Here is a 24052-nt window from a genome sequence, read left to right on the forward strand (position 1 = left end):
AAATTGCCGCAGGATTTTTTCGTCTGAAAAACAGTCATCAATAGGGGGCCTATCGTTTAACGAAAGGCGACCCAATGGAACGCAAACTTATCTCGGCAAACGCTGTCCGTATTCTGTGCGGTGACATTTCCGACATGACCATGTGGCGCTGGCTGAACAATCCGGCGCTGGATTTCCCGAGGCCGATTTATATTGGCCCACGCCGTTATTGGCGTGAGGCGGAAGTGACGGACTGGCTCGCTTCTCGCCCGGCGGCGTGAGGGCGGCACGATGAGCGCGCGCGAGATCGTCACAGCGCTACGCGGTCGCCCCGGACGCGATGGCGGGCTTTGCTTCTGCCCGGCGCACGCAAACAGCCGGACGCCGGCGCTTTCGATCAGCGAAGGCCGTGACGGTCGCCTGCTGGTGCACTGTCATGCCGGATGCCGCTTCGAGGACATCATGGACGCGCTGCGCGGCTTGGGGCTGGTCGAGGGCCGGGGCAGCTTTTCGCCCCCCAATCCGTCCGAAATCGCCAAGCGCAAGGCCGAGCACAGGGCCGAAGCAGAGAAGCGGGCAAATCAGGCCCGTGCGATCTGGAAAGAGGCCGTGCCGATCAGCGGAACGCTTGCGGAAAACTACCTGCGTTCTCGGGGCATCACCTGTGACCTGCCGAACGCGCTGCGCTTTCGTGCCGATTGCTGGCACGGCCCGAGCGCCAAGCGCTTCCCGGCGATGATCGCGGCGGTTCAGGGCGCGGACCTACCCGCAGTGCACCGCACCTATCTGGACGGCGTTGCGAAAGCCCGGATCGAGCCGAACAAGATGATGCTGGGCGCAACCGCCGGCGGCGCGGTGCGTCTATCTCAGGCCGATGGGCCGTTGGTCGTGGCTGAGGGCATCGAGACAGCCTTGAGCCTGTGCAGCGGCTTGCTGCGGGCACCTGCGATCGTCTGGGCTTGCCTGTCAGCTTCGGGCATGGCTGGGCTGCGCCTGCCTGATCGCCCGCATCGCCTGACCATCGCCACCGATGGCGATGACGCCGGCAGGGCCGCCGGGCACAAGCTGGCCGAACGCGCTGCCGCCCTAGGCTGGACCGTCAGCATCCTGCCCGCGCCCGAGGGCAAAGACTGGAACGATATTCTCATTATGAAAGGGGCCGCAGCATGAACGCGATGGCCGAACCGATTCCGTTCAAGGCCGAGGGGCCGCAACCGCTGCTGCGCGAGATTCCCGCAGGGGAACCTTATCCCGTTCAGGCGCTGGGGCCGCTGCAATCCGCAGTCGAGGCGGTGCAGGGCATGACCCTCGCCCCCGTGGCGATCCCCGCCGCTTCGGCGCTGGCCGTCGCCTCTCTGGCGGTGCAGGGCTTTGTCGATGTTGAGACGTTGGGCGGGCCGCGTCCCGTTTCGCTCTATGCCCTGACCATCGCGAAGTCAGGCGAACGGAAGTCATCCTGCGATGCGCCGCTGATGGCCGCCCTGCGCAGTTTCGAGAAGGATGAAGCCAAAGCCAGGCGGAATGATATGGCGTCGTGGGAAAATGCCCATGCGTTGTGGAAAGGCGAGCGCGACCGGATCCTTTCAGAGGCCAAGAGGGGCAAGGGCGAGAAGCGAACCGCTGCCGAGGCCGATCTGAACGCGCTGGGCAAGGAGCCTGCCGCACCGCCGTCGCCCGACCGCACGGTGACCGAGCCGACCTATGAGGGCCTGACGCGCAAGTTCGCGGAGGGGATGCCAACGCTTGGCATTTTCTCGGACGAAGGCGGGCAGTTCCTGGGCGGCTTCGCGATGGCGAATGAAAACCGCCAAAAGACCTTGGCGGCGCTTAATGACCTCTGGCAGGGCAACCCGATCCGCCGCACGCGGCAGGGGGAAGGCTCGTTCACGCTCTACGGGCGCAGATTGGCCGTTCACCTGATGGTGCAGATCGGCGTGGCCCGCGCTTTCATGGCTGACCCGATGGCCGCCGATACCGGATTTTTGCCGCGCTTTCTGATCTGTGAGCCGGCCAGCACCATCGGCACCCGTCTGCAATCGGCGGTGCGACATGATGACCATGCGCTTCCCGCCTTCGCGGATCGCCTGCGCGCTATCCTCGACACGCCGCTGCCGATGGATGCCGAGACGCGGGAACTGGAACCCCGCATCCTGCCGCTGTCCCGGGAGGCGCGGGCGCTGCTGATGCATTTCTCGGATGCGGTCGAGGCGGCGCAGGCATCCGGCGGGGAGTTTTCCCATGTCACCGGCTATGCGTCCAAGGCGGCCGAACAGGCCTGCCGGATCGCCGGGACACTGACCGCATGGGATGATCTGCACGCGCCCGAGGTTTCGGGCGAGGTCATGGCGCATGCGATCACGCTGGCCGGGTTCTACCTGGGCGAAGCTGCCCGATTGGCGGATGCTGCCACAGTGTCGGCCGAGATCGAGAGGGCCGAGGCTCTGCGCAAGTGGTTGTTGACCAGCTGGCCGCATTCCGAGGTGCTGCCGAGCGACGTGTTGCAGCGCGCCCCGATCCGCGCCCTTCGCGAAAGCCCGGCCGCGAAATCTGCAATCGCCATGTTGGTCAAGCACGGCTGGCTGACTGTCCTGCCCGAAGGATCGGAGGTTCGCGGCAAATCCCGCCGCGAGGCTTATCGCATCGTGAGGTCGGGCCATGAAATTTGACGCATATGGCACCCTTGCGAAACTGCGCGCAGAGAGCGGGGGGCGTGCTAATCATGCTATTCGTGCTAATCCAGACGGATCGATTAGCACAATTAGCGCGATTAGCACGGATCAGGGTGCGCCGGGCGAAAATGCTGCCGCCATGACGTTTAGCACGAATAGCACGATTAGCACGGGTCGGGCACCCGAAGCCGAAAATGTCATCCCGCTGTCGCCACGCATCGCCGCCGCCTTGGCCGAGGCGTTCAAGGATTACGCCGCGACCGATGATCCACACGATCCGAGGGCCTGGGCATGACCGGGGTTGCCGAGCAACTGAGCCGCATCGAGCAGGCCCTTGAGCGCATCGTTGCGCTTCTCGAAAACGGTCGGCCCGATCCGGTCGAGTGCGATCTGGTCGCGGCGCTGGCCGCGTTAACCGCGCGCGACTGGTTCGCCGTCCGCGAAGCCAGCGCCGCGATTGAGGCGGTGCGCCGGGCATGCGAGGCGACGGGCGATCCTGTGCCGCCGGTCGCGGCAGCGCTTGACGATCTGGGCATCACAACAACGCGCAGCCTTGGGCACTGGCTCGCGAGCCTTCCGCCGGAGGTCGTCGAGCGCGCGAATAAAACCCGCGACGGCATCCTATGGCGATTCCGGTGACTTCCGCCGGAAAGTCGCCTGCCCCGTGGTTAGAAAAATCCGCCCGTGCGACTCTTGGGGCAGAGCAAAATAACGGAGCCAAATCAATGAACGATCACATCAAGACAGTTACGGCGCTGGCGAACCGCGTCGAAGATGGCGCGGCGCTGGCATGGGCGCTGCGCGGCAAAGCGCTTGACCTGACGCCCGACCGGATGGCCGAACTCGGCGCCCCGGCAAAGGCGATCCAAATCCGAAAGACGCTGACCTCGGGGGTTGTGGAAGCTGCTGGTCCTGGCCCGGTCAAGGCTTTCGCAGAGGCGGCCGCCACGCAATCGGCTTTTTTCAGGTTCATTACCGACCGATCTTTCCAACTGGCACCGATGGACAAGCCGCTAATCCATGCGACGGCTGACGGGTCGGCGGCACTGGTCGAGGACGGCGCGCCCATTCCGGCGATGGACGTTGATCTTGACGGGGCAAAGTTGACCCTGCGCAAGGCGGCAGCGATCATCGTTGCCACTGAACAAGCGTGGGGCGATATTTCTTCCGAGGGTCAGGCCTACATAAATGCGCTGCTGCGTAAAGCGGTCGGGCAGGCGGTCGATGCGCAGATGGTTGCCGGCCTGGGCACGATTCCCGGCTTCACCGCCCCGAAGGACGATATCGCAGCGATCCGTGCCGGGTTTCAATCCATGGCCGAATTGCTGATCCGCGAGGCTGGCCAGCGCCTGCGCTGGGTGCTGTCGCCCAGGGCGGTCGCGTTCCTGGCCCCCACACCGGCCGATGATCGGATAACCGTCAACCTGGACGGCACTGGCCAAATTTTCGGCGCGCCGGTTGCCGTTTCCAACGCCCTGCCGGCCGGCGATCTGCTGCTGGTATCCGCAAGCGACGTTGCGGCGAACATGACGGATGTGCGGATCGACACGAGCAGTGAGGGCGCGGTCGCACTGGCCGGCGCACCGCTAATCTCGTTGTTCCAGACTCATTCTATCGCCAGTCGCGTTATCGTGGGTTTTGGCCTTGAGCCGATGCGCGCCACAGTCGCCGCCCGGCTGACCCTGACGGAGTAGGCTGATGCAGCGAGCACATGCGTTCATACAGATCAAGCGGGCCAACGCAGAGGCCCGCCGCATTACCGGAATCGCCAGCACGCCGGCAACAGATCGCCAAGGCGACCAGCTTGACCCCATGGGCGCCCGGTTCAGGTTGCCGCTGCCGCTACTGCTGGGCCACGACCACAACGCGCCCATTGGTGAAGTCATCGAGGCACGGGCGACGCCGCAAGGTATCTATGTCACCTGCCAGATCGCACCGGAGGGCACGACCGCAAAGGCGGATGAGGGCTGGCGAGCAATCCGCTCCGGGTTGATACGAGGGCTGAGCGTCGGGTTCATCGGCAAGGAATGGGACACGCTGCAAGGCGGCGGCCGGCGGTTTACGGAATGGGAAGTTATAGAGCTAAGCGCTGTCACGGTGCCAGCAAATGCCGAGGCGGCAATCCTTGAGGTGAAGCGACTGGATCAAGTGCAGGACAACGCGCCAATCCCCGGAGGCGAAAATGTACTCCCCGCCTTTCCGCGCAGCCTGTCAAAAGCAGATCGCAGCCTTTTGGCGCAAGGCGCGGCCGATCAATGGGCTGGCAACGTTCTGGCCGGAGCGGCCAAGGCGGGCGTGAAGATCGACACCGCCAGCGAACTGTTGTTCAAGTCCTTTGCTCAACTGTTAGTCCAGCAGCGTTGGTTGGCCGAGCGGGTCGAGGAGTTGGAGGGCAAGGCCGATGGATCAGCTTGAGCAGATCAAGGCGGCGTTCCAGCGGGCGCTGGCAAAGGATCTGCTGGGGATAGAGCAGGTCGATGCCGTAATCTGCGATGAGGGCGAAAGCGTCGTGCTATACGGCTACACGGCTCATCCCGATGAAGTCTATATCGCCACCTTGCCGCTGCCAGCGGTGCATTGGCGGAGGGCGTGCCAATAGCCCGCCTTGACCTGCCCAGCCCCGGAGGGGGGCTATTGCAGGAAGTGCCGGTCGGCTCTGGGAACCCGCGGCCCCGCTCTTTTCACGCATCCCCAATTCAAACATTCGAGGTCGTGATGCCCAGGCATAGAACACCGCTTGCTAAAGCCCGCCTGACCGGCGCTGATCGAAAGAACCCCCAACGCTACCGGGGCAGGTCTGAACCTGTCATTGCCCGGCCGCTGGGGCGGCCACCTGCTTACCTGTCGCCCCTGGCCAAGCGGGCATGGGCGTTGCTGGCCGAGGAACTGCCCTGGCTGACATTCGCGGATCGCGGGATTGTTGAGGCGACGGCCTGCCAGCGTGCGGCACTGATGACCGACGGCATGGGGCAGAACATGGCATTCCTGCGGGCCTACAAGCAGGCGCTATCGAGCCTTGGGGCAACTCCGACTGATCGCCACAAAATTGCCCCGGCTGAACCAGATGATCGGGCCGATCCCTTCGCGGCTTTCGATGTGCATTGAGGGGGGGCACCTTGCGAGAAAATGCCGGTCGGCTTCCGGCAACCCGCCGCCCTCTCATCCGCAGATTTTTTCCCCAGATGGGGACTTGGAGGGTGCGCACTAGGCTGCGCACTTGCGAGAAAATCCCGCAATTGTTGGGCTTTTTGATCGTCGCAAAAATCAAAGGTGCGCAGTATGGTTCGCGCGCATTTAGGATATCCGACTGGTTGTAGCCATGGCCAGCATCTGCGCAGGGACCGGCTACAACCAGCTTGGCCGCCGGAACCTGACGCCGGATGCGTTCAAGCTGCTGCTGGGGCGGCGGTATAATCGGGTAAAAAAACTCAGGGTGGGACCGGCGCAAATCAGCACAAGCAGATAGGTCAAAATGACCCATCTGCGCCAACCAATACCGCCGCGAAGCTAGCCACGGAACACGGCGTCAGCGAAGCGACAGTGAAGCGCGCGCGTGGGGTGGCGGCCCTGAATCAAAAGATCAAATTGGCCCTTTGACCTTCGCCCGCACGCGCGTGGTGTGGCGATCTTGGCCAACTTGGCTAAGATCAGTCTCGCCCGCGCGCGCGTGGTGTGGCGAATGGGTCGTGAGTAGCGACTTGCGACTGAGCGAGAACGACAAGATGGAACGCGCCGCAGCCATGTGGGCCGCCGCAAACGCCGATCAGAATGGATTACATCGGATTAGCGCTTCAAGTCCTGCAACTGGCAGTATCGGTAGCCATTCTGATAAACGCCAGCCGCAGGAAGTGAAGAAAGGTCGGGGGCGAAAGTCCCCGGCCACACTCCGAACTTTAACGCAACTGGAAGATTCGTCAACCTTTCCGCTCTTCCAGCACCCGCCGGATCATTTCCGGCCTGCTGGGCTGATCGTCCTGCTGCCCGCGGAGATCGTCAAGCCATGCCAGCATGTCGGGTTGAAGGCGAACGCCTATCAACGTGCCCTTGCCGGTGGGCGCAGGTCCGCGTTTGCCTGTTCGTGTTATCACAGTTTTTCCTTGCGAAGCACTATTAACCCTGTTAACACAGTATTCGGGCCGGGGGAAGGCACCACCCAAACCCCCGGCCCTAACCGAAACGCTAACCTATGGAGTTAAGCGAATGGCTGACACTTGCCATAACACCCCCGGCTTGCCCGGACAAATCCCGAATATCGCCCCGGCCACCGAACGGGCCATGATCGCCGAAAAGTTGCGCCTCGCTCTGGACGAGATCGAGACTGGCGCGGACGACTATGTGTCGATCCGCAATGCCGTCAGTTTCCAGCGCGAAGCCCTGCGCGCCAGCCATCGCCGCATGGATCTGATGAACGGAGGTGGAAAATGAACCGCCGCGCCGTTCTGAAATCCGGCCCGGCCGTTGCTCTTGCGGCCTGCGTGCCGCTACCGGCTGCGGCTGGCGAAACCGGGGTTGAAAAGGCCTATCGCGCCTTCATCGCTCACCGGGAATGGGCGGAAGCCACCGATCTGTCCGATGATGAAATAGACGCATCAAACGTCAAAGCCGAGGAAATGCTGCGTGATCTGGTGGCGATCCCGCCGGAACGTCCTGCGGATACCGCGATCAAGTTTCTTGTCGTGACGATGGATTACGAGGCGCTTTACGGCAACCCTTATCGGGAACGCCTTGAAGCCGAGGTCCGCGCGCTAATCAGGGGTGCAGCATGACCAGAGAAACCATAGAAGCGATCATCAAAACAGACGATCCGCAAAGCTGCGCCTATCAGCTTTCCTATGCCGTCGCGTCACTGATCCGCACGGCCCGGCGATCACTGGAAAACGAGTGCAGGCCGCACGACAGCATATCAATCGCGTCTGTCGAGGAAACGCTTGCAGTCGCCGAGGCGCTGATGGCGACGATTATCGAGGGCACCGAGGGCTTGAGCCGGAGAGCCTGACCAGAGCGCGCCCGGCTTAGGTCGGGGGCGTCGTGTTCCCCCAGCGTTCCCCGGAATGAAAACAGGGCCTAGCCTATTTGGCTAAGCCCTTGTTTTTATGGCTCCGGCGGTAGGGATCGAACCTACGACCAATTGATTAACAGTCAACTGCTCTACCGCTGAGCTACGCCGGAACACGGGGCGCATATAGCAACCCGATCCGAGGTCGTCCAGAGACCTTTACGGTTTTTTTACATCCTGATGAAAATACCTGTGGATGACACGGCGCCGCGATTGTCGGGGATCATCAGGCCATGGCAAAGACGGTATCCGTAGCGATCGGGCGTTCGCCATATATCGCGCCAAGCTCGACCAGCGCTATCAGATGCGCCAGCACGTTTCGCGTCGCGGCGGGGATCAGGGCCGGGCTGATCTCATAGATGCCGCGGGCCAGGGACTCGGCTGTCGCGGGTCCGTTGCGCAGGGCGGCCAGGATCTGCGCGGTGCGATCGCGGCGATGCGCCGCAAGCTCGGCGATCCGGCTGGCCGGGTCGCGAATCGGGTCGCCATGCGCGGGCAGAAACTCGCGCGCCGCCAGCGAATCAAGCCGCGCGAGGCTGCGGAAATAATCGCCCAGATCGCCATCCGGCGGCGAGATCAGGGTCGAGGACCAGCCCATCACCAGATCGCCGCAAAAAATCCGGTCCTCGTGCTGAAAGCTCAGATGGCCGGCGAAATGGCCGGGCGTATGCAGGGCGGTCAGCGACCATTCATCCGTGGCGACGGTCGCGCCGTCGGTCAGCGCGATATCGGGTGCGAAATCGCGATCCAGCCCTTCGCCTCCGGCAATGCCGCCCTCGCGCGCGAGCTGCGCCATCACCGGCGAGCGGCCGGCCTCGGCCGGGCCGAAGCCAAGGATCGGCGCTCCGGTCGCCTGCGCCAGCGCCCGCGCGCCGCCGGAATGGTCCAGATGGGCATGGGTCACGAAAATATGCGTGATGCGTCCCCCATCTGCCGCAGCAAGCAAGGCGGCGCGATGCGCGGGCAGATCGGGGCCGGGGTCGATCACCGCGATCCGCTCGCGGCCCAGCAGAAAGCTATTGGTGCCGCGCCCGGTCAGGGGCGACGGATTGTCGGCGGTAATCACCCGCAGGGCTTTCGCGGCGCTGGTCATGGGGCTAACCTAGCCGCCGACCGGCCGGAAATCCACGGTCGCAACAGGGCGCAGGCAAATGAATTTCGAGTGGCTGAAACAGATCATGCCGCGCGGGCTTTACGGGCGCGCGGCGCTGATCCTGTTTCTGCCGGTGGTGGTCATCACCATCGTGGTGACGGTCATGTTCCTGCAGCGCCACTTCGAGGATGTGACGCGGCAACTGACCCGGGGCGTCGCGGCCGAGGTGGCGCTGGTCGCCGAGCGGATCGAGACCGCCCCCGATCTCGTCGCGGCCCGGATCGCGGCCGAGCGGCTGACCGGGCCTCTGGGCCTGACGCTGGAATTGCCGGCCGCGCAGGCGGGGCGGGATGCGCGGGTGTTTTACGATCTGTCGGGCCGGATCGTCTCGGCCGAGCTTTACGAGCGCGTGCCGGAACTGCGCGCCATCGACCTGAGCGAGTTGCGCGAGGTGCGCATCACGCTGGCCGGCAAATGGGGCGAATACCGGCTGATCGTGCCGCGCACGCGGGTCAGCGCCTCGAATCCGCATCAGTTGCTGGTGCTGATGATCGGGACCTCGCTGCTGATGACGGCGATCGCGACGATCTTTCTGCGCAATCAGCTGCGCCCGATTCGCAGGCTTGCCCGCGCGGCCGAGGAATATGGCAAGGGCCGGATCGTCCCCTATCGCCCCGCCGGCGCGATCGAGATCCGCAGCGCCGGCACCGCCTTTCTGGAGATGCGCGCCCGGATCGAGCGCCAGATCGAGCAGCGCAATCAGCTGCTGTCCGGCGTCAGCCACGATCTGCGCACGCCGCTGACGCGGCTGCGGCTGGGCCTGTCGATGCTGAGCGCCGATGCCCCGCCCGAGCGCGACGAGGTGGCGGCGCTGGAAAGCGATGTCGCGGCCATGGCGACGATGATCGACGCATTTCTGGACCATGCGCGCGAAGCCGCGCAGGACAATCCGCCCGAGCCCGTGGCTGCGCTGGAATTCCTGCGCGGCATTGTTGCGGATGCGCGGCGTGGCGGGCAGCAGGTGCAATTGCTGACCATCGAAGGTGATGAAAGCGAGCTTGCGATCTTCAGCCGCGACAGTCTGCGGCGCGCGATCGAGAACCTGATCGGCAATGCCGTCAGCTATGGCGAGCGGGCCGAGATCGAGGGCGCCCTGGGGCCGGGCTGGTTCCGGGTCTCGGTCGAGGATGACGGACCGGGCATCCCGCCCGAGCGGCGGGAAGAGGCGGTCAGGCCATTTACCCGGCTCGACCCCGCGCGGAACCAGAATCGCGGGCAGGGCGTCGGGTTGGGCCTGGCCATTGCCGCCGATATCGCACGCGCCCATGGCGGTCAGCTGCGGCTGGGCGACGGCAAGCGCCTGGGCGGCCTGCGCGCCGAGATCGTGATTCCGCGTTAAGACTGATCCGGTCGCAGAGCATGTCGCGCAGGACTCGGGCCGGGTGCCACGCGCCCGGCGAACATGGCTGGTCCTCGCAGCCGCCGCCCGCTCTGCGTTTTCCGGGTTCCGGCGCCGGGGCGGTCAGTCCTGGCTGTCGTCTCCGCCGCCCTCCATCGCGGTCTCTTCGCCGGAGCGGTCGCGAAAGCCCTGCGCCACGATGAATTTCTCCGAGGAATCCGCGCGGCTCGCCGGCGGTTTCACATTCGCGACCTTGCGGAAATTGCGCTTGAGCAGCGCCTGCATGTCATTCTCGGCACCTCCGGCGAGCACCTTGGCGACAAAGGTGCCGCCGGGTTCCAGCACGTCAAAGGCCAGCTGTGCGGCCGCCTCGACCAGCGCGACGATGCGCAGGTGATCGGTGCCCTTATGCCCCGAGGACGCCGCCGCCATGTCCGACATCACCACATCCGCGCGGCCGCCGAGCCATGCCTTGACCTGATCGTCGGCGCCTTCGGTGAGGAAATCCAGCTGATGGATCTCGGCCCCGGCGATGGGATCGACCTCCTGCAGGTCGATGCCCAGCACCCGGCCGATCTTCTTGCCGGATTTCTCGCCAAGCGCGTTTACCCGCGCCACCGCCACCTGGCACCAGCCACCCGGCGCGCAGCCCAGATCGACCACCCGCGCGCCGGGCACGAGAAATCGGTACTTGTCGTCAAGCTCGAGGATCTTGTAGGCGGCGCGGCCGCGATAGCCCTCGCGCCGGGCGCGCGCGACATAGGGGTCGTTCAGCTGCCGCTCAAGCCACAATGTGCTAGATAGCTTGCGCCCCTTGGCCGATTTCACCCGCACGCGCAGATCGCGCTGCCCCCGGCCCGAGCTTTTCCGCCCCGCGCCCGGCTTTCTGCCCTCAGTCATCTCATGCAACCCCGTTCATATCGTCCGGGGCCAGCACCCCATCCTTGACCATTTGCGCATATAGCAGCCCCTCGCGCAGGCCGCGATCGGCGACCGAGAGCCGCCGCGTCGGCCAGACCCGCATCAAGGTCTGCAGGATCGCCGCGCCGGACATGATCAGCGCGTGACGTTCCCGCCCGATGCGCGGATCGGTGCGGCGCCCCTCGGGGCCCAGTGCCAGATAGTCGCGGATCACCCGGTCGATCTGGGCCGTGGTCATGGTCAGCCCGTCCACCTTGGTCCGGTCATAGCGGCGCAGGCCCAGATGGCTGGCGGCAACCGTGGTGACGGTGCCCGAAGTGCCGATGATCTGGAAGTTTTCCTCGACCTCCTGGATCAGCGAATAGGGCGAGAAATCGGCCAGCATTTCCTCGAAATGCCAGGACATCAGGGCAAAGCGGCCCTGGTCGTCCTCGACATCCTCGAACTGGTCGCGCAGCGTCGCCACGCCGAGCGGCACGCTGATCCAGTCCACGACCCGCGCGCCGCCCGGTCGCGGATCGCCGAAGCCTTCGCCCAGCCGCATGATGGCGCGCGGGCGGTCCTTGGGATCGACCTCTTCCAGATCGATCCAGACCAGTTCGGTCGACCCGCCACCGATATCGACGATCAGCAGCTGTTCCGTGCGCTGGCTGACCAGCGGCGCGCAGGAAATCACCGCCAGCCGCGCCTCTTCCTCGGCGCCGATGATTTCCACCGGCAGGCCGGTTTCGCGCCGGATCATGCGCAGAAAGTCGCGGCTGTTGCGGGCACGGCGACAGGCCTCGGTCGCGACCAGGCGCATGCGCGTGACCTTATGCGATTCCAGCTTGCGCCGGCACACCTGCAGGGCATGCACCGTCCGCGCCATCGAGGGGCGCGACAGCCTGCCGGACGCCTCGAGGCCGTGGCCCAGCTGGACCGGCTTCGAGAAACTGTCCACGACCTGAAACTGCCCGCCCGAGGGACGGGCGATCAGCATCCGGCAACTGTTGGTGCCAAGATCCAAGGCCGCATAAAGCGGCCCGTCCTCGGCCGTGCGGGTGACGAAAGGCTCGACCGTCTTTTTCGGGAACGCGTCCGCACCCGCAGGACGCCTGGGCGCCATGGTCACGCCCTCCGATTACAAGTTGCCTTCAAACTAACGTGGGGCCGGGGCGCGTTCAAGGGGCTGGCTCTCGACACCGCGGCACGGCGGGGCTATGCCATGCGCCATGATCATGATCGCCGCCTTCATTCTTGGCGCAGCGGTCGGCTGGGGACGGGCCGCGAAGCGCGGCGGCAACCGGGCCGACAAGCTGCAATATGCCCTCGCCCATGGCATGGCTCTGGCCGTGCTGGGCCTGTTCCTGACCGTTCTCGTCAGCCGGCTGGGCTGAGGTTCCGGCGCTTTCCCCAAGGCTGGCCGGCCGCAACCTGCGGCCCGATTCACCCGATCTCGGCGAGAAAGATATAGCCCGCGCCGTAGATGGTCTTGATCAGGCGGGGGTTTTTCGGATCCTCGCCCAGCTTGGTGCGCAGCCGTGAGATTCGGACATCCATGGCCCGGTCGAAACTGTCGCCGGCGGCGCCGCCCAGGGTTTCAAGCATCTGGTTGCGGGTGATCAGGCGGCGCGGGTTGTCGGTGAACATGCGCAGCACCTCGGCCTCGGCATGGCTCAGCGGGGTCTCGGCGCCGTCGGGGGCGGTCAGCGCGTAGCGGTCGAAATCGGCGGTCCAGCCGGCAAAACGGACCGTCCCGCCGGCGCGACCCTGCGGCTGCGCGGGCTAGCGCAGGCGGGCGCGGATCCGGGCCACCACCTCGGCCGGCTCGAAGGGCTTGATGATGTAATCGTCGGCGCCCAGTTCCAGCCCGGTCACCCTGTCCTGCACCTGCGCCCGCCCCGAGATGATGATGATCGCGGCACCGGATTCGGTCGCCAGCCGGTGGACCAGCGCCAGCCCGTCGCGGTCGGGCAGGCCCAGATCGATCAGGCAGGCATCGGGGGTGATGCGGCGCAGCGCCGCCTCGAACTCGGTGGCGCGGGCAAAACCCGCCGTGCGGAATCCGGCTTCCTGGAGGGCGGCGGCCAGCAGCCGGCGAATCTCCGGCTCGTCGTCGAGAATGGCGATCAGGGGCGCGTCGGTCATGGGCGGTCCGTGGCTGCTGCGGCCTCGGCAAGCGCGGCGGCAAGGCGGGCCGGGGTGAAGGGTTTGGTCAGCACCGGCCCCGGCGCGCGCGCGCGCAGCGGATCGCCCGGCGGCAGCGAGGTCATCAGCACCAGCGGCAGCGGCCCGGCAAGGTCGAACCCCATGCCATCGCCCAGCTGGATATCCGACAGAATCATGGTCAGGCCGGGCAGGTCGGTCATGCCGCGCGCCTCGGTCAGGCTGGCCGCCTCGATCACCGCATGTCCGAGGCCGGTCAGCTGACTGCGGATGCCATGGCGGACCGCGTCGTCATCCTCGACCAGCAGCAGCATCTGGCGCGTGACCGGGCGCAGCGGCAGGCGCAGCGTCACGCGGGCGCCCTGTGCGGTATTGCTCAGCCGCATCGTACCGCCGGCCAGCTTGGTCTGGTCATAGACCATCGACAGGCCAAGCCCCGAGCCGCCGCCAGCTTTCTTGGTCGAGAAGAAGGGTTCGGTGCCGCGCCGCAGGGCTTCGTCCGAGAAACCGGGGCCGGTATCGCCCACCGAGATGCCGATCCAGTCACCACGCGCGCGGGCGAGAATCTCGATCTGGCCCGGCCCGGCCATTGCCGCATTGGCGTTCAGGATCAGGTTCAGCAACGAGTCCTGCAGCCCCTCGGGGTCCAGAAGCAGCGGCAATGCGGGCAGGTCGGTGCTGACCGTCAGGCGCGTCCCCTCGTCCAGCGACGGGGTGGCCAGCGCCACCACCTCCGCGAGCAGCCGCGGCAGGTCGACCGGCTGCAGGCTGACCTCGCGCGGCAGGCTGATTCGTGACAGCCGACCCAGCAGTGTCGCGCCGCGCCGCGCGGCGGCCAGCGTCGCCTGCACATCGTCAGCCGCGTCTTGGGGCAGATCCATGGCCGCCAGCCGGCCCTGCAGCCCCAGGATAATGGTCAGCAGGTTGCCGAAATCATGCGCCAGCCCCGAGGTCAGTTGCGCGGCGATGCTGCGCTTGCTGGCATGGGACAGGGCCTCGCGGGCCTGTACCTCGTCACTGACATCGGTGGACAGGACATAGACGCCATTGCCGGCCGAATCGGGGGTGAGCGCGATGCGGATGCGCCGCCCCGAGACCGGATGCGTGATCTCGAAAACCTGCGGATCGCCTGCCAGGGCGCGGTCGATATGGGGTTTCAGCGCGGTGAAGGTCTCGGCGCCCAGGGCCTCCTCGACCGTCCGGCCGATGATCCGCTCGGCGGCGCCCGGAAAGATCGAGGGCTGCCGCCGGTTCGAGAAGCTGTAGCGGTAATCCGCATCCACATGGGCGATATGGGCGGGCAACATTTCGGTGACCTGCCGGGTGCGCGCCTCGGTCCGGGTCAGGATGTGCTGCGCCTCTTGCAGGGCGGCGTTGGCGGCGGCCATCTGGCGGTTGGCGGCGGCCAGCCGCTCGGCATGGTCCAGCACCTGACCGCTAAGCTTTTCCGAACGCGCGCGCAGCAGCGCCTCCTGTCGCTTGGTGCCGGTGATGTCGGTATAGACGGCGATCCAGCCGCCCTGATCCAGCGGCGCGCCCTCGACCGCGATCCAGCTGCCGTCCGGGCGGGCGCGTTCGAAATAATGCGGCTGGAAGGCGCGCGCCTGCTCGACCCGCATCCGGACGGCGGCCTCGGGATCGTCCTGCGGGCCGTATTCGCCGCGCCCGACCATGTAGCGGATGGTATCCTCGAAGCTGGTGCCGGGCTGGGTCAGGTGGTCGGGCAGGGCGAACATGGTCCGGTATTGCCGGTTCGATACGGCAAGGCGCAGATCGGCGTCAAAGATCGACAGCGCCTGACCGATGAGGTTGAGGCCAGAGCGGGTCAGATCGGCGCGCAATTCCTCGGGGGTCACGGGCGGCACCGACCCGCGATCGCGCTTTCCTGCCTGTCACCAGCGGCCATCCTCATCCTCCCGCAGGCAGCGATACCATTGTGCAGGGGGGGCGCGAAAGCCTTGTAACATTTCGTTGGATTGCTGAAAAACTGCCGCAAGGATTGCCGGCAACAGTGGCCGCGTCCGGCACGGGGGGCCGGACGCCGCGGCCCGAAAGCCGTGCGATATGGGAGGGGTTATGACGGATCGGCAGGCGCCGCAGGGCGAATTGCATTCGATTCCGGCGCTGCTGGTGCGGAATGCCAGCCGCTTTGGCAACCGGCCCGCCTGGCGTGAAAAGGAGTTCGGCATCTTGATCCTCCCCCGTTGAAGTGGTCCGCCGTTATTATGAGGAAACGGAGGATCAGAGATGGCAAACAAGCGACCGAAGCCGGAAGAGATTGTTTCGAAGTTGCGGCAAGTTGAGGTTCTGATGGGGCAAGGGATGTCTCGTCTGGATGCGATCAGGAGGATTGGCGTTGTCGAACAGACCTATTACCGCTGGCGCCAGAAGTATGGTGGGATGGGCGTGGACCAGCTTAAGGAACTGAAGCGGCTACAGCAGGAAAATGATCGACTTCGACGTGCGGTGTCGGACCTGACGCTGGACAAGCTGATCTTGACGGAAGCTGCACGGGGAAACTACTGAGCCCCTCGCGCCGCCGGGCGTGCATCGATCATGTTCGTGGTGAGCTGGGCATTTCCGAACGCCGGGCCTGCCGGGTGCTTCGGCAGCATCGTTCAACGCAGCGCAAGCTGCCGAGAGGTCGGGCAGACGAAGACCGGCTGGTCGCGGACATGATCGAACTGGCGCGGCAATACGGCCGCTATGGTTATCGCAGGATTGCGGCGCTGTTGCGCGATGCCGGCTGGCGGGTGAACGACAAGCGTGTTGAGCGCTTATGGCGTCGTGGGGGGCTGAAAGTGCCAACAAAACAACCGAAGAAAGGTCGGCTATGGCTGAATGACGGACCCTGCGTCCGGCTCCGGCCGGAATACCGCGACCATGCCTGGTCCTATGATTTCGTCCATTGCCGGACCGACGATGGCAAAGCGTTCAGGACGCTGAACATCCCGGATGAACACAGCCGCGAATGCCTGACGATCCGGGTCAGGCGCAGGTTGAACTCAACCGACGTGATAGATGCGTTGAGCGACCTGTTCATTTTGCGCGGCGTCCCTGCCTTCATCCGCTCAGACAACGGCCCGGAATTCATCGCCCAGGCCGTCCGCGATTGGATCGCAGCCGTCGGGGCGAAGACGGCCTGTATCGAACCCGGCTCACCCTGCGAGAACGGTTTCGCGTGCTCACTCGGACCAGTGGCGTTCACACGCTCAATGCGAGAGCTTCAAGGCCCGTTTCCGCGACGAGTTGCTGAACGGAGAGGTCTTCTACAGCCTCAGCGAGGCGCAAATCATCATCGAAGCATGGAGAAAGCACTACAACACACAACGGCCACACAGCGCTCTGGGCTACCGCCCACCGGCCCCCGAAACCATCGTCCCGATGGACCAAAGGCCGGTCATGCACTAACTTTCAAATTGGACCACTAAAGCGGGGCCGATCACGGCCAGCATCTCGGCTCGGCGGTCTATTCGCGCGGCATGTATGCCGCCGTCGTCATCGCCGAGGCGATCCGCAAGGCGCAGGACCTGGCCGGCACCTCGGCCATCAATCCCGAACAGCTGCGCGACGGCTTCGAGCAGCTGGAGATCACCGCCGAGCGACTGACCGAGATCGGCTTGCCCGATTTCGGCCCGGCCTTCGCGATGAGCTGCGAGAACCACGGCGGCAACGGCATGGCCCGCGTCCAGCAATGGGACGCGGACGCGCAGAAATGGACCCTGATCACCGAGTTCACCGAACCCGATCAGGACATCCTCGCGCCGCTGATCGCCGAGGACAGCGAGGCCTATGCCAAGGAAGCCGGCATCACCCCGCGCGACTGCTGATCCCCTGCGCCCGGCGGCCTTTCGCGCCGCCGGGTTCTTCCGAACCGGAGAACCGACATGCTGGATGCCGCGAACGACGAAGGCCTGCTGGAAGTCAACAATATCGAGGTGATCTACAACCACGTCATCCTGGTGCTGAAGGGTGTCAGCCTGTCGGTGCCCAAGGGCGGGATCACCGCGCTGCTGGGCGGCAACGGCGCCGGCAAGACCACGACGCTCAAGGCGATCTCGAACCTGCTGGCCAGCGAACGCGGCGAGGTGACCAAGGGCAGCATCACCTATCGCGGAGAAAGGGTGGCCGATCTGAACCCCGCCGCGCTGGTCAGGAAGGGCGTCATCCAGGTGATGGAGGGGCGGCACTGTTTCGAGCATCTGACGGTCGAAGAAAACCTTCTGACCGGAGCCTATACGCGGCGCGACGGCGCGGCGGCGGTCAGGCGCGATCTCGACATGGTCTATGACTATTTCCCGCGCCTGAAAGAGCGCCGCAAGAGCCAGGCCGGTTATACCTCGGGTGGCGAGCAGCAGATGGTGGCGATGGGCCGCGCGCTGATGTCGCGTCCCGAGACGATCCTGCTGGACGAGCCCAGCATGGGCCTTGCGCCGCAACTGGTCGAGCAGATCTTCGAGATCGTCAAGGCCGTGAACGAGGGCGAGGGCGTGACCTTCCTGCTGGCCGAACAGAACACGAATGTCGCGCTGCGCTATGCCCATTACGGCTATATCCTCGAAAATGGCCGGGTGGTGATGGACGGACCCGCCGCGCAGCTGCGCGAGAATCCCGATGTCAAGGAATTCTACCTGGGCATGTCGGACGAGGGGCGCAAATCCTTCCGCGACGTGCGCAGCTATCGCCGCCGCAAGCGCTGGCTGGCCTGAGGAGCTCTGCCATGACAAGCCATTACGACGACCTTGAAACCCGCAGTGCCGATCGCCGCGCCGCCGATCTGGCCTCGGCCCTGCCCTCGGCGATCGCCCGCGCCCGGACGGCCCCGGCGCTGGCCCGGCTTCTGCGCGATGTCGATGCCGGGGCGGTGACGGATCGCGCCGCGCTGGCCCGGCTGCCGGTCATCCGCAAGGCGGCCCTGTCCGAGGGGCAGGCGAAATCGCCGCCCTTCGGAGGCTACACCTCCAGGTCCGCGGCCGAGTTCGATCATGTCTTCCAGAGCCCCGGCCCGATCTACGAGCCCGGCCGGCGCGCGCCCGACTGGTGGCGGCTGGGCCGCTTTCTTCACGCGTCGGGTGTCGGCCGCGGTGACATCGTGCAGAACTGCTTCGGCTACCATCTGACGCCGGCGGGGATGATGTTCGATTCCGCCGCCCGTGCGGTCGGTGCGACGGTGCTGCCCGCCGGAACCGGGCAGAGCGAATTGCAGGTCCGCGCCGCCGTCGATGTCCGCACGACCTGTTATGCCGGCACGCCCGATTTCCTGAAGGTGATCCTGGACCGCGCCGACGAGATGGGCGAAACCCTGGCCATTACCCGTGCCGTGGTCAGCGGCGGCGCGCTGTTTCCATCGTTGCGGCAGGGCTATGCGGATCGCGGCATCGTCACGCGGCAATGCTATGCCACCGCCGATCTGGGCCTGATCGCCTACGAGACCGAGACTCTGGAGGGGCTGGTCGTGGACGAGGGCGTGATCGTGGAAATCGTCCGCCCCGGCACCGGCGATCCGGTCCCCGAGGGCGAGGTCGGCGAGGTGCTGGTCACGACGCTGAACCCGGACTATCCGCTGATCCGCTTCGCCACCGGCGACCTGTCCGCAGTGATCCCCGGCACCAGCCCCTGCGGGCGCACGAACATGCGCATCAAGGGCTGGATGGGCCGGGCGGACCAGACCACCAAGATCAAGGGCATGTTCGTGCGCCCCGAACAGGTCGCCGCACTGGTCGCCCGCCACCCCGAGATCGCCCGCGCCCGCGTCATCGCCGAGCGTGATGGCGAGGTGGATGTGATGACCGTGCAGCTGGAATCGGCGACCGGCGGGGCCGAGGCCTATGCCGCCTCGGTGGTCGATATGCTGAAGCTCCGGGGCAGGGTGCAGATCGTCCCGCCGGGCAGTTTGCCCAATGACGGCAAGGTCATCGAGGATCGCCGCAGCTATGACTGATCATGGCGTGCCGGTCGGGCATTGCCGCGCGCCCGGCTTCCGCCCGTGATACCGCCTTGCGGCAGGCCGGGAATAATCGCGCCGGCCCGCCGGCAAGGAAGCGGCGCCGCCTTCAGGCATTGACCCCCTTCAGCCCCTCATCGGTATAGCGCTCTCCCGCGACGGGAATCCCGGCGATGGCCCGCTCCAGCGCCGCCATCTCCTCGTGGCTCAATGGCATCGTCGTCGCGGCGGTGTTTTCCTCGAGATAGCCGATCCGCCGGGTGCCCGGGATCGGCACGATGTCCTCGCCCTTGGCCAGCAGCCATGCCAGCGCGATCTGGGCGGGGGTGCAGCCCTTGTGTGCGGCCATGGCGCGCAGCACCTCGACCATGCTGCCATTGAGCTTTGCGTTCTCGGGCAAGAAACGGGGCAGGCTGGCGCGAAAATCGCCCTCCGCGAAGGATGTGCCCGCCTGAAACCGGCCGGTCAGAAAGCCACGGCCAAGCGGCGAATAGGGCACGAATCCGATGCCCAGCTCGCGGCAGGTGGGCAGGATCCCGGCCTCGACATCGCGGGTCCACAGCGAATATTCGGTCTGGACCGCCGTCACCGGATGGATGGCATGGGCGCGGCGCAGGGTTGCGGCGCTGACCTCGCACAGCCCGATATGGTCGATCTTTCCGGCGCGGCGCAGGTCGGCCAGCGCCTCCATCGTCTCTTCGATGGGCTGCTCGCGATCGACCCGATGGACATAATACAGATCGATGCGCTCGATCCCCAGCCGCTTGAGCGATCCTTCGCAGGCGCGGCGCATGTACCCGGCGCTGTTGTCGATGCTGCGCGCGTATTCCCCGGGCTTGCGCACAATGCCGAATTTGGTCGCGACCTTGACGCCTGTCTTGTTGCCGGCAAGGAAAGCGCCGATCAACTCCTCATTGTGATGCGGGCCGTACATGTCGGCCGTGTCGAGGAAATCGATCCCCAGATCGAGCGCGCGCGCCAGAACCGCCCGCGATTCCGCGTCGTCGCGGGGGCCGTAGAACTCGCTCATGCCCATGCATCCAAGACCGATTGCCGAAACTGAAAGTCCGTCGCCAAGAGTTCGTCGCTGCATTGCCTTGCTCCTTGTTTGTCGCGGGCAAAGGTGCTTTCCTTTTGTGATGAAAAGTATCGCAAAGAATCGCAATCCGATTTCCGAAAACGGAAATGGGTTGCGATGGGATGATGCCCGGGTCTTTCTGGCCATTGCCCGCAGCGGATCGCTGAGCGGCGCCGCCGCCCTGCGTGGCACGGGTCTGGCCACCGTGTCGCGCCAGATCGCGCGGCTTGAGGCGGCGCTTGGCCTGACCCTGTTCAGCCGCCATCAGACCGGCTATCGCCTGACCGATGACGGCGCCGCCCTGCTGCCACGTGCCGAAGCGCTGGAGCAGGCGGCCGAGGCCTTTGCCGAGGGCTCGGCGGCGCAGACCGAGATCGCCGGCCGGGTGCGTCTTGCCACGGCCGAGATGCTGGCGAATCACATCATCATTCCCGCCTTGCCGGTGCTGAGCGGTCAGTATCCCGATCTGACGCTGGAAATCGTGACGGGGGTGCAGTCGGTGAACCTGCACCGGCGCGACGCCGATCTTGCGCTGCGCATGGCCAAGCCGCAGCGCGGCAATGTGACGATCCGGCGTCTTGGCACGCTGGGCTTTGGCGTTTACGCCGCGCCAGAGCATGCGCGCGAGCGGCAGACCCGGCAACGGGACGGGCAGGATCGCTTCATCACATGGTGCGAGACATGTTCGCATCTGCCCGCCGCGCAGTGGATCGAGCGGGTGTCGCACGGCCGCCCGCCGGCGCTGGTGACGACGACTCTCTCGGCGCAGGTGTCGGCTGCCATCGCCGGGCTCGGCCTGGCGGTCCTGCCGCATTTCCTGGGCCAGAGGAACGGGCTCGTTTGCCTGCAGACGGATATCGGCATCGATCAGGAGATCTGGCTGGCCATCCATTCCGATCTCGCCCGGTCGCGCCGGGTCCGGGCGGTGGGCGAATTTCTGGCCGGGCTGATCCACCGCTCAAAGGCGGTTCTGGAAGCGCCCGCGTCCTGACCGGGGGCGCTCCCTGTGCTTTCGGCACTGGCGCCGGCAATGTTCGGAAAGCCCGACCGCAGGGAAAGATGTAGCGGACGGGCCGGGTGCGCATTCTGCGACGCCAGCGACACCACGACCAGCAGCGTGACCGACGCAATGACGCCCCAGACCGAACCGATACAGACCGCGTCCCAATTCGCCCGGTCCTTTTAGACGCCTTCGACATCGGGCACGATCCCGGTATTGGCGCGCGAGGTCAGCGGCAGATAGTGGAAATAGTCTGCGGTCCAGCCCATGAAACCGCCGATCATCGCCGCCAGAGATCCCGGTGTATTGGCCTTTTCCCAGAAAGATCCGGCAGCATAGGGAAGGAAGTTGGACACCAGCAGCGTCCATGCGACGACCATCAGGTTGTAGATGGTGGTGAATTTCAGCGCCACGACCAGCGACGCGGCGGCGGCCGAGGACATCGGCGCGGCGACCAGCCCGCAGGCAAAGATGATCACGAAGAATGACGGCAGGTAATCGGCCGCCAGATACAGCAGCATCTGGTTCTGCACCTTGTCGAAATCCATGCCGGGATACAGTTTGAAGGCGGCGATCATCGACACCGTCACCACCGCGATATGTACCGAGTCGGTCAGCGTGACCGCATACATCCCGCCCATATGGGTGTAGAGGATCAGCACCAGTGTCGAGATGCCGATGCCCCAGCCCAAGGAAACGCCGGTAAAGAAATTGACGATCGCGCCGAAGCCGAACAGCAATGCGCCGATCCAGCCCATTTCCGCGATCAGCATGATAAAGGCCGAAAGGCCGGCGACCTTGCCGCCATAGCGGCTGTCGAAGAAATCCACCAGCGTCATGTATTTCGAGCGGCGGATGACGCGGGCAAAGAACAGCCCCAGCAGGATCAGGCACAGCGCCGCGCCGAACGGATCGAAGACCACGCCCTGAAAACCGAACAGCTAGGTAGCCCCCGCGGCCCCCATCGTGGTGCCCGCGACGAACCAGGTGGCGACCAGCGCTCCCGCCATCAGCGGCCCGCCACGAGAAAGTCGGTTTCGTCGGAAACCTTTTTCGACGCCCACCAGCCGACGACCAGCAGAATGATATATGATGAGGCCGGCGGTGACCCAGCCTTCGTTCTGATAAACCTGTTCCATATCCTCTCCCTATTCGCCTGGCAGGCTCCCCTTCCGGACAGCGGCGCTGTCCGGTCTTCAGCCTTGAAGGAGAGGGGTGTTCTGAAAAATCACGGAAACCGAAATGTTAACCTCTGGAAAAATAGGGGTAAATTTGTGCGACCGTATCTGGTGTTCATTGATTATATTTCAATGTGATAGGAGAATTTCTGTTGATTTCCTCAAAGACGGTCATGAAAGGCACGGTGTGCCAGATCATGTGATCGCGCGGCACGTCGCGGAATATCGTCGGTTTGACGAACTGGCCGTCGCGGTCGATGGCGCCGCCGGTCAGGCAGTCCAGCCCGTCGGATTTCGCTTCCTCGACCATCCACAGGACCTTGTGGCATTGCGCGCTGGTGGTGATCGGCCCGATCTCGGTGCCTTCCTCGACGGGCGAGCCGATCCTGAGCGCGCGTGTTTTCGCGACCGGCGCCTCGGCCCGGGGCTTGCCATTGCTGTGCATCTGGACGCCGACCAGATAATCCCTGCGCGCCTCCAGCCCACGGGCAAAGTCGCGCAGATAGGTCGCGCGCGCCGACTTGTCCACATCCGCGGCGCTGCCGTGCCGCAGTCGCGACAGGACCGCGCCGGTGCCGGGGTCGATTACCTCCAGCGGCCCGGCGCCGTGTCCATGCCGCCATTCCCCGGCCAGAAAGATCGTATGCTCGCGCTCCAGCAATGCCTCGCACATGTGCGCCCCCGTCCTGCTTTGCGCCAGAATCCGGCACGAGCGCAGCGGAAAGAATTACAAAGACGCGATGTCTTTCATCGACGGATATCGCCGAGCTGGAGCGGCTGGGCCAGAAAAACATGCGCGGATCAAGCAGCGCGTCGCCGGCATTCGCGACCGCATCATCGCAACCGAGCCGCCGAGCGACGAGGAACTGCACCGGATCGGCTGGAAGAACCGGCAGGGCATCTACGACACCCGCACGCAACTGAACTACATGCGCATGACCCGGGAAAACCGCATCACCTTTGGCGGGGGCTGACCTATTATCACGACGGCACCAGCAATACCGACCCGGCGGCAAGCGGGTGCTCGACCCCTATATCCGGCTGGCCGAGGCGTTTTTCCGCACCTTCCCGCAGCTTGACGACATCCGCTTCAGCCATGGCAGGTCGGGGCCGATCGCCCTGACCACGCGTATGGCGGTGCATTTTCAGGAATATAGGGCGGGCGACATGATCTGGGCGGGCGGCTATTCCGGTTTCGGAATTTCGACCAGCCGTTCCGCTGGCTGGGCTCGCGGATCACGCTTTATGCGCTGGATACCGCCGACGAGAAGGGCGGCTGGCGCAAGGCATGGCTGCGGCTGGTCCGGGCGATGGGCTTTCCGCTGTCCTGATCTCAGCCGGCGGCATGCGCCTCGAGGATCGCCTGGCGGGGCGGATGGCGCGCAGCGGGCTGCTGCTGACCCATTGCGCGGCGATGTGATCGGGCAGATAAGCGGCTGATTATACGCGCGCCAGTTGGTGGTCTTGCAGGTCGTCTTCGGGGGTCTGCTCATGCTGGATCCACAAGATGAATCCCCCCACGGATTTGCGCAACAACGCCGCTCCGGGCCGGAAAGCTCCATCCCCGGCCCGATCCACCAACTGCCGGGA

General features: G+C 65.2%; 28 protein-coding genes, 1 tRNA gene and 2 pseudogenes. 21 read left to right on the top strand and 10 right to left on the bottom strand.

All coding sequences use genetic code 11. The features are described 5' to 3' along the window. Positions 1 to 74 precede the first annotated feature (74 nt). From IT41_RS19885 to IT41_RS08030, 12 genes are all read left to right on the top strand, one after another. Entirely contained in the window at positions 75 to 260 is a 186-nt protein-coding gene (locus IT41_RS19885) for a helix-turn-helix transcriptional regulator (RefSeq protein WP_074948000.1), read from the top strand. 10 nt (positions 261 to 270) lie between these two features. Further along, positions 271 to 1149 carry a DUF7146 domain-containing protein gene (locus IT41_RS07985; protein WP_036740136.1) on the top strand — a complete coding sequence of 293 codons (879 nt, stop codon included), beginning with the start codon at positions 271 to 273 and terminating at the stop codon, positions 1147 to 1149. Continuing rightward, complete coding sequence (locus tag IT41_RS07990) at positions 1146 to 2645, top strand: YfjI family protein (protein ID WP_036740137.1); 1500 nt, start codon at positions 1146 to 1148, stop codon at positions 2643 to 2645. The genes IT41_RS07985 and IT41_RS07990 overlap by 4 nt, the downstream gene beginning before the upstream one ends. Then, positions 2635 to 2943, top strand: a complete 309-nt coding sequence (locus IT41_RS20665) for a hypothetical protein (RefSeq protein ID WP_139221584.1) — start codon at positions 2635 to 2637, stop codon at positions 2941 to 2943. The genes IT41_RS07990 and IT41_RS20665 overlap by 11 nt, the downstream gene beginning before the upstream one ends. Continuing rightward, the gene (locus IT41_RS07995) at positions 2940 to 3287 is read left to right on the top strand and encodes a hypothetical protein (protein ID WP_036740138.1); all 348 of its coding nucleotides are present in this window, start codon (positions 2940 to 2942) and stop codon (positions 3285 to 3287) included. Before IT41_RS20665 ends, IT41_RS07995 begins: the two co-directional genes overlap by 4 nt. Positions 3288 to 3373: 86 nt before the next feature. After that, entirely contained in the window at positions 3374 to 4342 is a 969-nt protein-coding gene (locus tag IT41_RS08000) for a phage major capsid family protein (RefSeq protein ID WP_036740140.1), read from the top strand. Positions 4343 to 4346: 4 nt separating this feature from the next. Further along, positions 4347 to 5063 (top strand): HK97 family phage prohead protease, encoded by a 717-nt coding sequence (locus tag IT41_RS19425; RefSeq protein ID WP_052081344.1) that lies wholly within the window; start codon positions 4347 to 4349, stop codon positions 5061 to 5063. After that, positions 5050 to 5247, top strand: a complete 198-nt coding sequence (locus IT41_RS08010; protein WP_036740141.1) for a hypothetical protein — start codon at positions 5050 to 5052, stop codon at positions 5245 to 5247. The genes IT41_RS19425 and IT41_RS08010 overlap by 14 nt, the downstream gene beginning before the upstream one ends. A 272-nt stretch (positions 5248 to 5519) precedes the next feature. Continuing rightward, the gene (locus IT41_RS08015) at positions 5520 to 5753 is read left to right on the top strand and encodes a hypothetical protein (RefSeq protein WP_036740142.1); all 234 of its coding nucleotides are present in this window, start codon (positions 5520 to 5522) and stop codon (positions 5751 to 5753) included. Between the two features lie 1095 nt (positions 5754 to 6848). Then, the gene (locus tag IT41_RS08020) at positions 6849 to 7073 is read left to right on the top strand and encodes a hypothetical protein (protein ID WP_139221586.1); all 225 of its coding nucleotides are present in this window, start codon (positions 6849 to 6851) and stop codon (positions 7071 to 7073) included. Then, entirely contained in the window at positions 7070 to 7414 is a 345-nt protein-coding gene (locus IT41_RS08025) for a hypothetical protein (RefSeq protein WP_036740145.1), read from the top strand. Before IT41_RS08020 ends, IT41_RS08025 begins: the two co-directional genes overlap by 4 nt. Then, positions 7411 to 7644 (top strand): hypothetical protein, encoded by a 234-nt coding sequence (locus IT41_RS08030; protein ID WP_036740146.1) that lies wholly within the window; start codon positions 7411 to 7413, stop codon positions 7642 to 7644. Before IT41_RS08025 ends, IT41_RS08030 begins: the two co-directional genes overlap by 4 nt. Before the next feature lie 98 nt (positions 7645 to 7742). Here the strand turns inward: IT41_RS08030 and IT41_RS08035 are convergent. Together IT41_RS08035 and IT41_RS08040 are read right to left on the bottom strand one after the other, a co-directional pair. Beyond that, a tRNA-Asn gene (locus IT41_RS08035) sits at positions 7743 to 7817 on the bottom strand. 113 nt (positions 7818 to 7930) lie between these two features. Continuing rightward, complete coding sequence (locus IT41_RS08040; RefSeq protein ID WP_036740147.1) at positions 7931 to 8797, bottom strand: MBL fold metallo-hydrolase; 867 nt, start codon at positions 8795 to 8797, stop codon at positions 7931 to 7933. 58 nt (positions 8798 to 8855) lie between these two features. On the opposite strand from IT41_RS08040, the gene IT41_RS08045 reads away from it, so the two are divergent. Then, positions 8856 to 10196, top strand: a complete 1341-nt coding sequence (locus IT41_RS08045; protein ID WP_036740148.1) for an ATP-binding protein — start codon at positions 8856 to 8858, stop codon at positions 10194 to 10196. 123 nt (positions 10197 to 10319) lie between these two features. Here IT41_RS08045 and IT41_RS08050 read toward each other — a convergent pair whose 3' ends face one another. Together IT41_RS08050 and IT41_RS08055 are read right to left on the bottom strand one after the other, a co-directional pair. Continuing rightward, a complete protein-coding gene (locus IT41_RS08050) occupies positions 10320 to 11096 on the bottom strand; it encodes an RlmE family RNA methyltransferase (protein WP_036740149.1) in 777 nt (258 codons plus the stop codon). A 1-nt stretch (position 11097) separates the two neighbouring features. Further along, a complete protein-coding gene (locus IT41_RS08055; protein WP_036740150.1) occupies positions 11098 to 12222 on the bottom strand; it encodes a Ppx/GppA phosphatase family protein in 1125 nt (374 codons plus the stop codon). Positions 12223 to 12328: 106 nt separating this feature from the next. On the opposite strand from IT41_RS08055, the gene IT41_RS21280 reads away from it, so the two are divergent. Then, the gene (locus tag IT41_RS21280) at positions 12329 to 12493 is read left to right on the top strand and encodes a hypothetical protein (RefSeq protein WP_175496369.1); all 165 of its coding nucleotides are present in this window, start codon (positions 12329 to 12331) and stop codon (positions 12491 to 12493) included. Between the two features lie 49 nt (positions 12494 to 12542). On the opposite strand, the pseudogene IT41_RS08060 reads toward IT41_RS21280, so the two are convergent. Beyond that, positions 12543 to 13244 (bottom strand): annotated as a pseudogene (locus IT41_RS08060) (response regulator transcription factor). Continuing rightward, positions 13241 to 15118, bottom strand: coding sequence for a hybrid sensor histidine kinase/response regulator (locus IT41_RS08065; protein ID WP_036740151.1), 1878 nt, complete (start codon positions 15116 to 15118; stop codon positions 13241 to 13243). Before IT41_RS08065 ends, IT41_RS08060 begins: the two are co-directional and overlap by 4 nt. 391 nt (positions 15119 to 15509) lie before the next feature. On the opposite strand from IT41_RS08065, the pseudogene IT41_RS08075 reads away from it, so the two are divergent. The 4 genes and pseudogenes from IT41_RS08075 (at position 15510) to IT41_RS08090 (ending at position 19203) form a co-directional block, all read left to right on the top strand. Then, positions 15510 to 16673, top strand: a pseudogene (locus tag IT41_RS08075) (IS3 family transposase). Positions 16674 to 16744: 71 nt separating this feature from the next. Further along, positions 16745 to 17092, top strand: a complete 348-nt coding sequence (locus tag IT41_RS08080; RefSeq protein ID WP_036740153.1) for a hypothetical protein — start codon at positions 16745 to 16747, stop codon at positions 17090 to 17092. A 57-nt stretch (positions 17093 to 17149) separates the two neighbouring features. Beyond that, positions 17150 to 17971 carry an ABC transporter ATP-binding protein gene (locus IT41_RS08085; protein WP_036740154.1) on the top strand — a complete coding sequence of 274 codons (822 nt, stop codon included), beginning with the start codon at positions 17150 to 17152 and terminating at the stop codon, positions 17969 to 17971. A gap of 11 nt (positions 17972 to 17982) precedes the next feature. Further along, complete coding sequence (locus IT41_RS08090; RefSeq protein WP_036740155.1) at positions 17983 to 19203, top strand: phenylacetate--CoA ligase family protein; 1221 nt, start codon at positions 17983 to 17985, stop codon at positions 19201 to 19203. A gap of 112 nt (positions 19204 to 19315) precedes the next feature. Here IT41_RS08090 and IT41_RS08095 read toward each other — a convergent pair whose 3' ends face one another. Continuing rightward, the gene (locus IT41_RS08095) at positions 19316 to 20299 is read right to left on the bottom strand and encodes an aldo/keto reductase (protein WP_036740156.1); all 984 of its coding nucleotides are present in this window, start codon (positions 20297 to 20299) and stop codon (positions 19316 to 19318) included. Positions 20300 to 20396: 97 nt separating this feature from the next. Here IT41_RS08095 and IT41_RS08100 point away from each other — a divergent pair, with 97 nt between their 5' ends. Then, entirely contained in the window at positions 20397 to 21275 is an 879-nt protein-coding gene (locus tag IT41_RS08100; RefSeq protein WP_036740222.1) for a LysR family transcriptional regulator, read from the top strand. 191 nt (positions 21276 to 21466) lie between these two features. On the opposite strand, the gene IT41_RS08105 is transcribed toward IT41_RS08100, so the two are convergent. The 3 genes from IT41_RS08105 to IT41_RS08110 all read right to left on the bottom strand — a co-directional run bounded on the left by IT41_RS08105 (position 21467) and on the right by IT41_RS08110 (position 23135). Then, a complete protein-coding gene (locus IT41_RS08105) occupies positions 21467 to 22225 on the bottom strand; it encodes a sodium:solute symporter family transporter (RefSeq protein ID WP_081967497.1) in 759 nt (252 codons plus the stop codon). Continuing rightward, positions 22226 to 22423, bottom strand: a complete 198-nt coding sequence (locus IT41_RS20670) for a hypothetical protein (protein WP_139221587.1) — start codon at positions 22421 to 22423, stop codon at positions 22226 to 22228. 154 nt (positions 22424 to 22577) lie between these two features. Beyond that, positions 22578 to 23135, bottom strand: a complete 558-nt coding sequence (locus IT41_RS08110) for an aldehyde dehydrogenase family protein (RefSeq protein WP_036740158.1) — start codon at positions 23133 to 23135, stop codon at positions 22578 to 22580. On the opposite strand from IT41_RS08110, the gene IT41_RS19430 reads away from it, so the two are divergent. Beyond that, entirely contained in the window at positions 23134 to 23436 is a 303-nt protein-coding gene (locus IT41_RS19430; protein WP_052081345.1) for a hypothetical protein, read from the top strand. The genes IT41_RS08110 and IT41_RS19430 overlap by 2 nt on opposite strands. A 314-nt stretch (positions 23437 to 23750) precedes the next feature. After that, entirely contained in the window at positions 23751 to 23882 is a 132-nt protein-coding gene (locus IT41_RS21865) for a hypothetical protein (RefSeq protein WP_269429304.1), read from the top strand. Positions 23883 to 24052: the final 170 nt, after the last annotated feature.

The organism is Paracoccus halophilus, from assembly GCF_000763905.1.
GTDB classification, from domain to species: Bacteria; Pseudomonadota; Alphaproteobacteria; order Rhodobacterales; family Rhodobacteraceae; genus Paracoccus; species Paracoccus halophilus.

What these genes read in the sequence shown, in the direction of transcription:
- IT41_RS19885 (WP_074948000.1), top strand. Translation starts at nt 75, where the DNA reads ATGGAACGCAAACTTATCTCGGCAAACGCTGTCCGTATTCTGTGCGGT.
- IT41_RS07985 (WP_036740136.1), top strand. Translation starts at nt 271, where the DNA reads ATGAGCGCGCGCGAGATCGTCACAGCGCTACGCGGTCGCCCCGGACGC.
- IT41_RS07990 (WP_036740137.1), top strand. Translation starts at nt 1,146, where the DNA reads ATGAACGCGATGGCCGAACCGATTCCGTTCAAGGCCGAGGGGCCGCAA.
- IT41_RS20665 (WP_139221584.1), top strand. Translation starts at nt 2,635, where the DNA reads ATGAAATTTGACGCATATGGCACCCTTGCGAAACTGCGCGCAGAGAGC.
- IT41_RS07995 (WP_036740138.1), top strand. Translation starts at nt 2,940, where the DNA reads ATGACCGGGGTTGCCGAGCAACTGAGCCGCATCGAGCAGGCCCTTGAG.
- IT41_RS08000 (WP_036740140.1), top strand. Translation starts at nt 3,374, where the DNA reads ATGAACGATCACATCAAGACAGTTACGGCGCTGGCGAACCGCGTCGAA.
- IT41_RS19425 (WP_052081344.1), top strand. Translation starts at nt 4,347, where the DNA reads ATGCAGCGAGCACATGCGTTCATACAGATCAAGCGGGCCAACGCAGAG.
- IT41_RS08010 (WP_036740141.1), top strand. Translation starts at nt 5,050, where the DNA reads ATGGATCAGCTTGAGCAGATCAAGGCGGCGTTCCAGCGGGCGCTGGCA.
- IT41_RS08020 (WP_139221586.1), top strand. Translation starts at nt 6,849, where the DNA reads ATGGCTGACACTTGCCATAACACCCCCGGCTTGCCCGGACAAATCCCG.
- IT41_RS08025 (WP_036740145.1), top strand. Translation starts at nt 7,070, where the DNA reads ATGAACCGCCGCGCCGTTCTGAAATCCGGCCCGGCCGTTGCTCTTGCG.
- IT41_RS08030 (WP_036740146.1), top strand. Translation starts at nt 7,411, where the DNA reads ATGACCAGAGAAACCATAGAAGCGATCATCAAAACAGACGATCCGCAA.
- IT41_RS08040 (WP_036740147.1), bottom strand. Translation starts at nt 8,797, where the DNA reads ATGACCAGCGCCGCGAAAGCCCTGCGGGTGATTACCGCCGACAATCCG.
- IT41_RS08045 (WP_036740148.1), top strand. Translation starts at nt 8,856, where the DNA reads ATGAATTTCGAGTGGCTGAAACAGATCATGCCGCGCGGGCTTTACGGG.
- IT41_RS08050 (WP_036740149.1), bottom strand. Translation starts at nt 11,096, where the DNA reads ATGACTGAGGGCAGAAAGCCGGGCGCGGGGCGGAAAAGCTCGGGCCGG.
- IT41_RS08055 (WP_036740150.1), bottom strand. Translation starts at nt 12,222, where the DNA reads ATGGCGCCCAGGCGTCCTGCGGGTGCGGACGCGTTCCCGAAAAAGACG.
- IT41_RS21280 (WP_175496369.1), top strand. Translation starts at nt 12,329, where the DNA reads ATGATCATGATCGCCGCCTTCATTCTTGGCGCAGCGGTCGGCTGGGGA.
- IT41_RS08080 (WP_036740153.1), top strand. Translation starts at nt 16,745, where the DNA reads ATGTATGCCGCCGTCGTCATCGCCGAGGCGATCCGCAAGGCGCAGGAC.
- IT41_RS08085 (WP_036740154.1), top strand. Translation starts at nt 17,150, where the DNA reads ATGCTGGATGCCGCGAACGACGAAGGCCTGCTGGAAGTCAACAATATC.
- IT41_RS08090 (WP_036740155.1), top strand. Translation starts at nt 17,983, where the DNA reads ATGACAAGCCATTACGACGACCTTGAAACCCGCAGTGCCGATCGCCGC.
- IT41_RS08095 (WP_036740156.1), bottom strand. Translation starts at nt 20,299, where the DNA reads ATGCAGCGACGAACTCTTGGCGACGGACTTTCAGTTTCGGCAATCGGT.
- IT41_RS20670 (WP_139221587.1), bottom strand. Translation starts at nt 22,423, where the DNA reads ATGGAACAGGTTTATCAGAACGAAGGCTGGGTCACCGCCGGCCTCATC.
- IT41_RS19430 (WP_052081345.1), top strand. Translation starts at nt 23,134, where the DNA reads ATGTGCGCCCCCGTCCTGCTTTGCGCCAGAATCCGGCACGAGCGCAGC.
- IT41_RS08110 (WP_036740158.1), bottom strand. Translation starts at nt 23,135, where the DNA reads ATGTGCGAGGCATTGCTGGAGCGCGAGCATACGATCTTTCTGGCCGGG.
- IT41_RS21865 (WP_269429304.1), top strand. Translation starts at nt 23,751, where the DNA reads ATGGCTGCGGCTGGTCCGGGCGATGGGCTTTCCGCTGTCCTGATCTCA.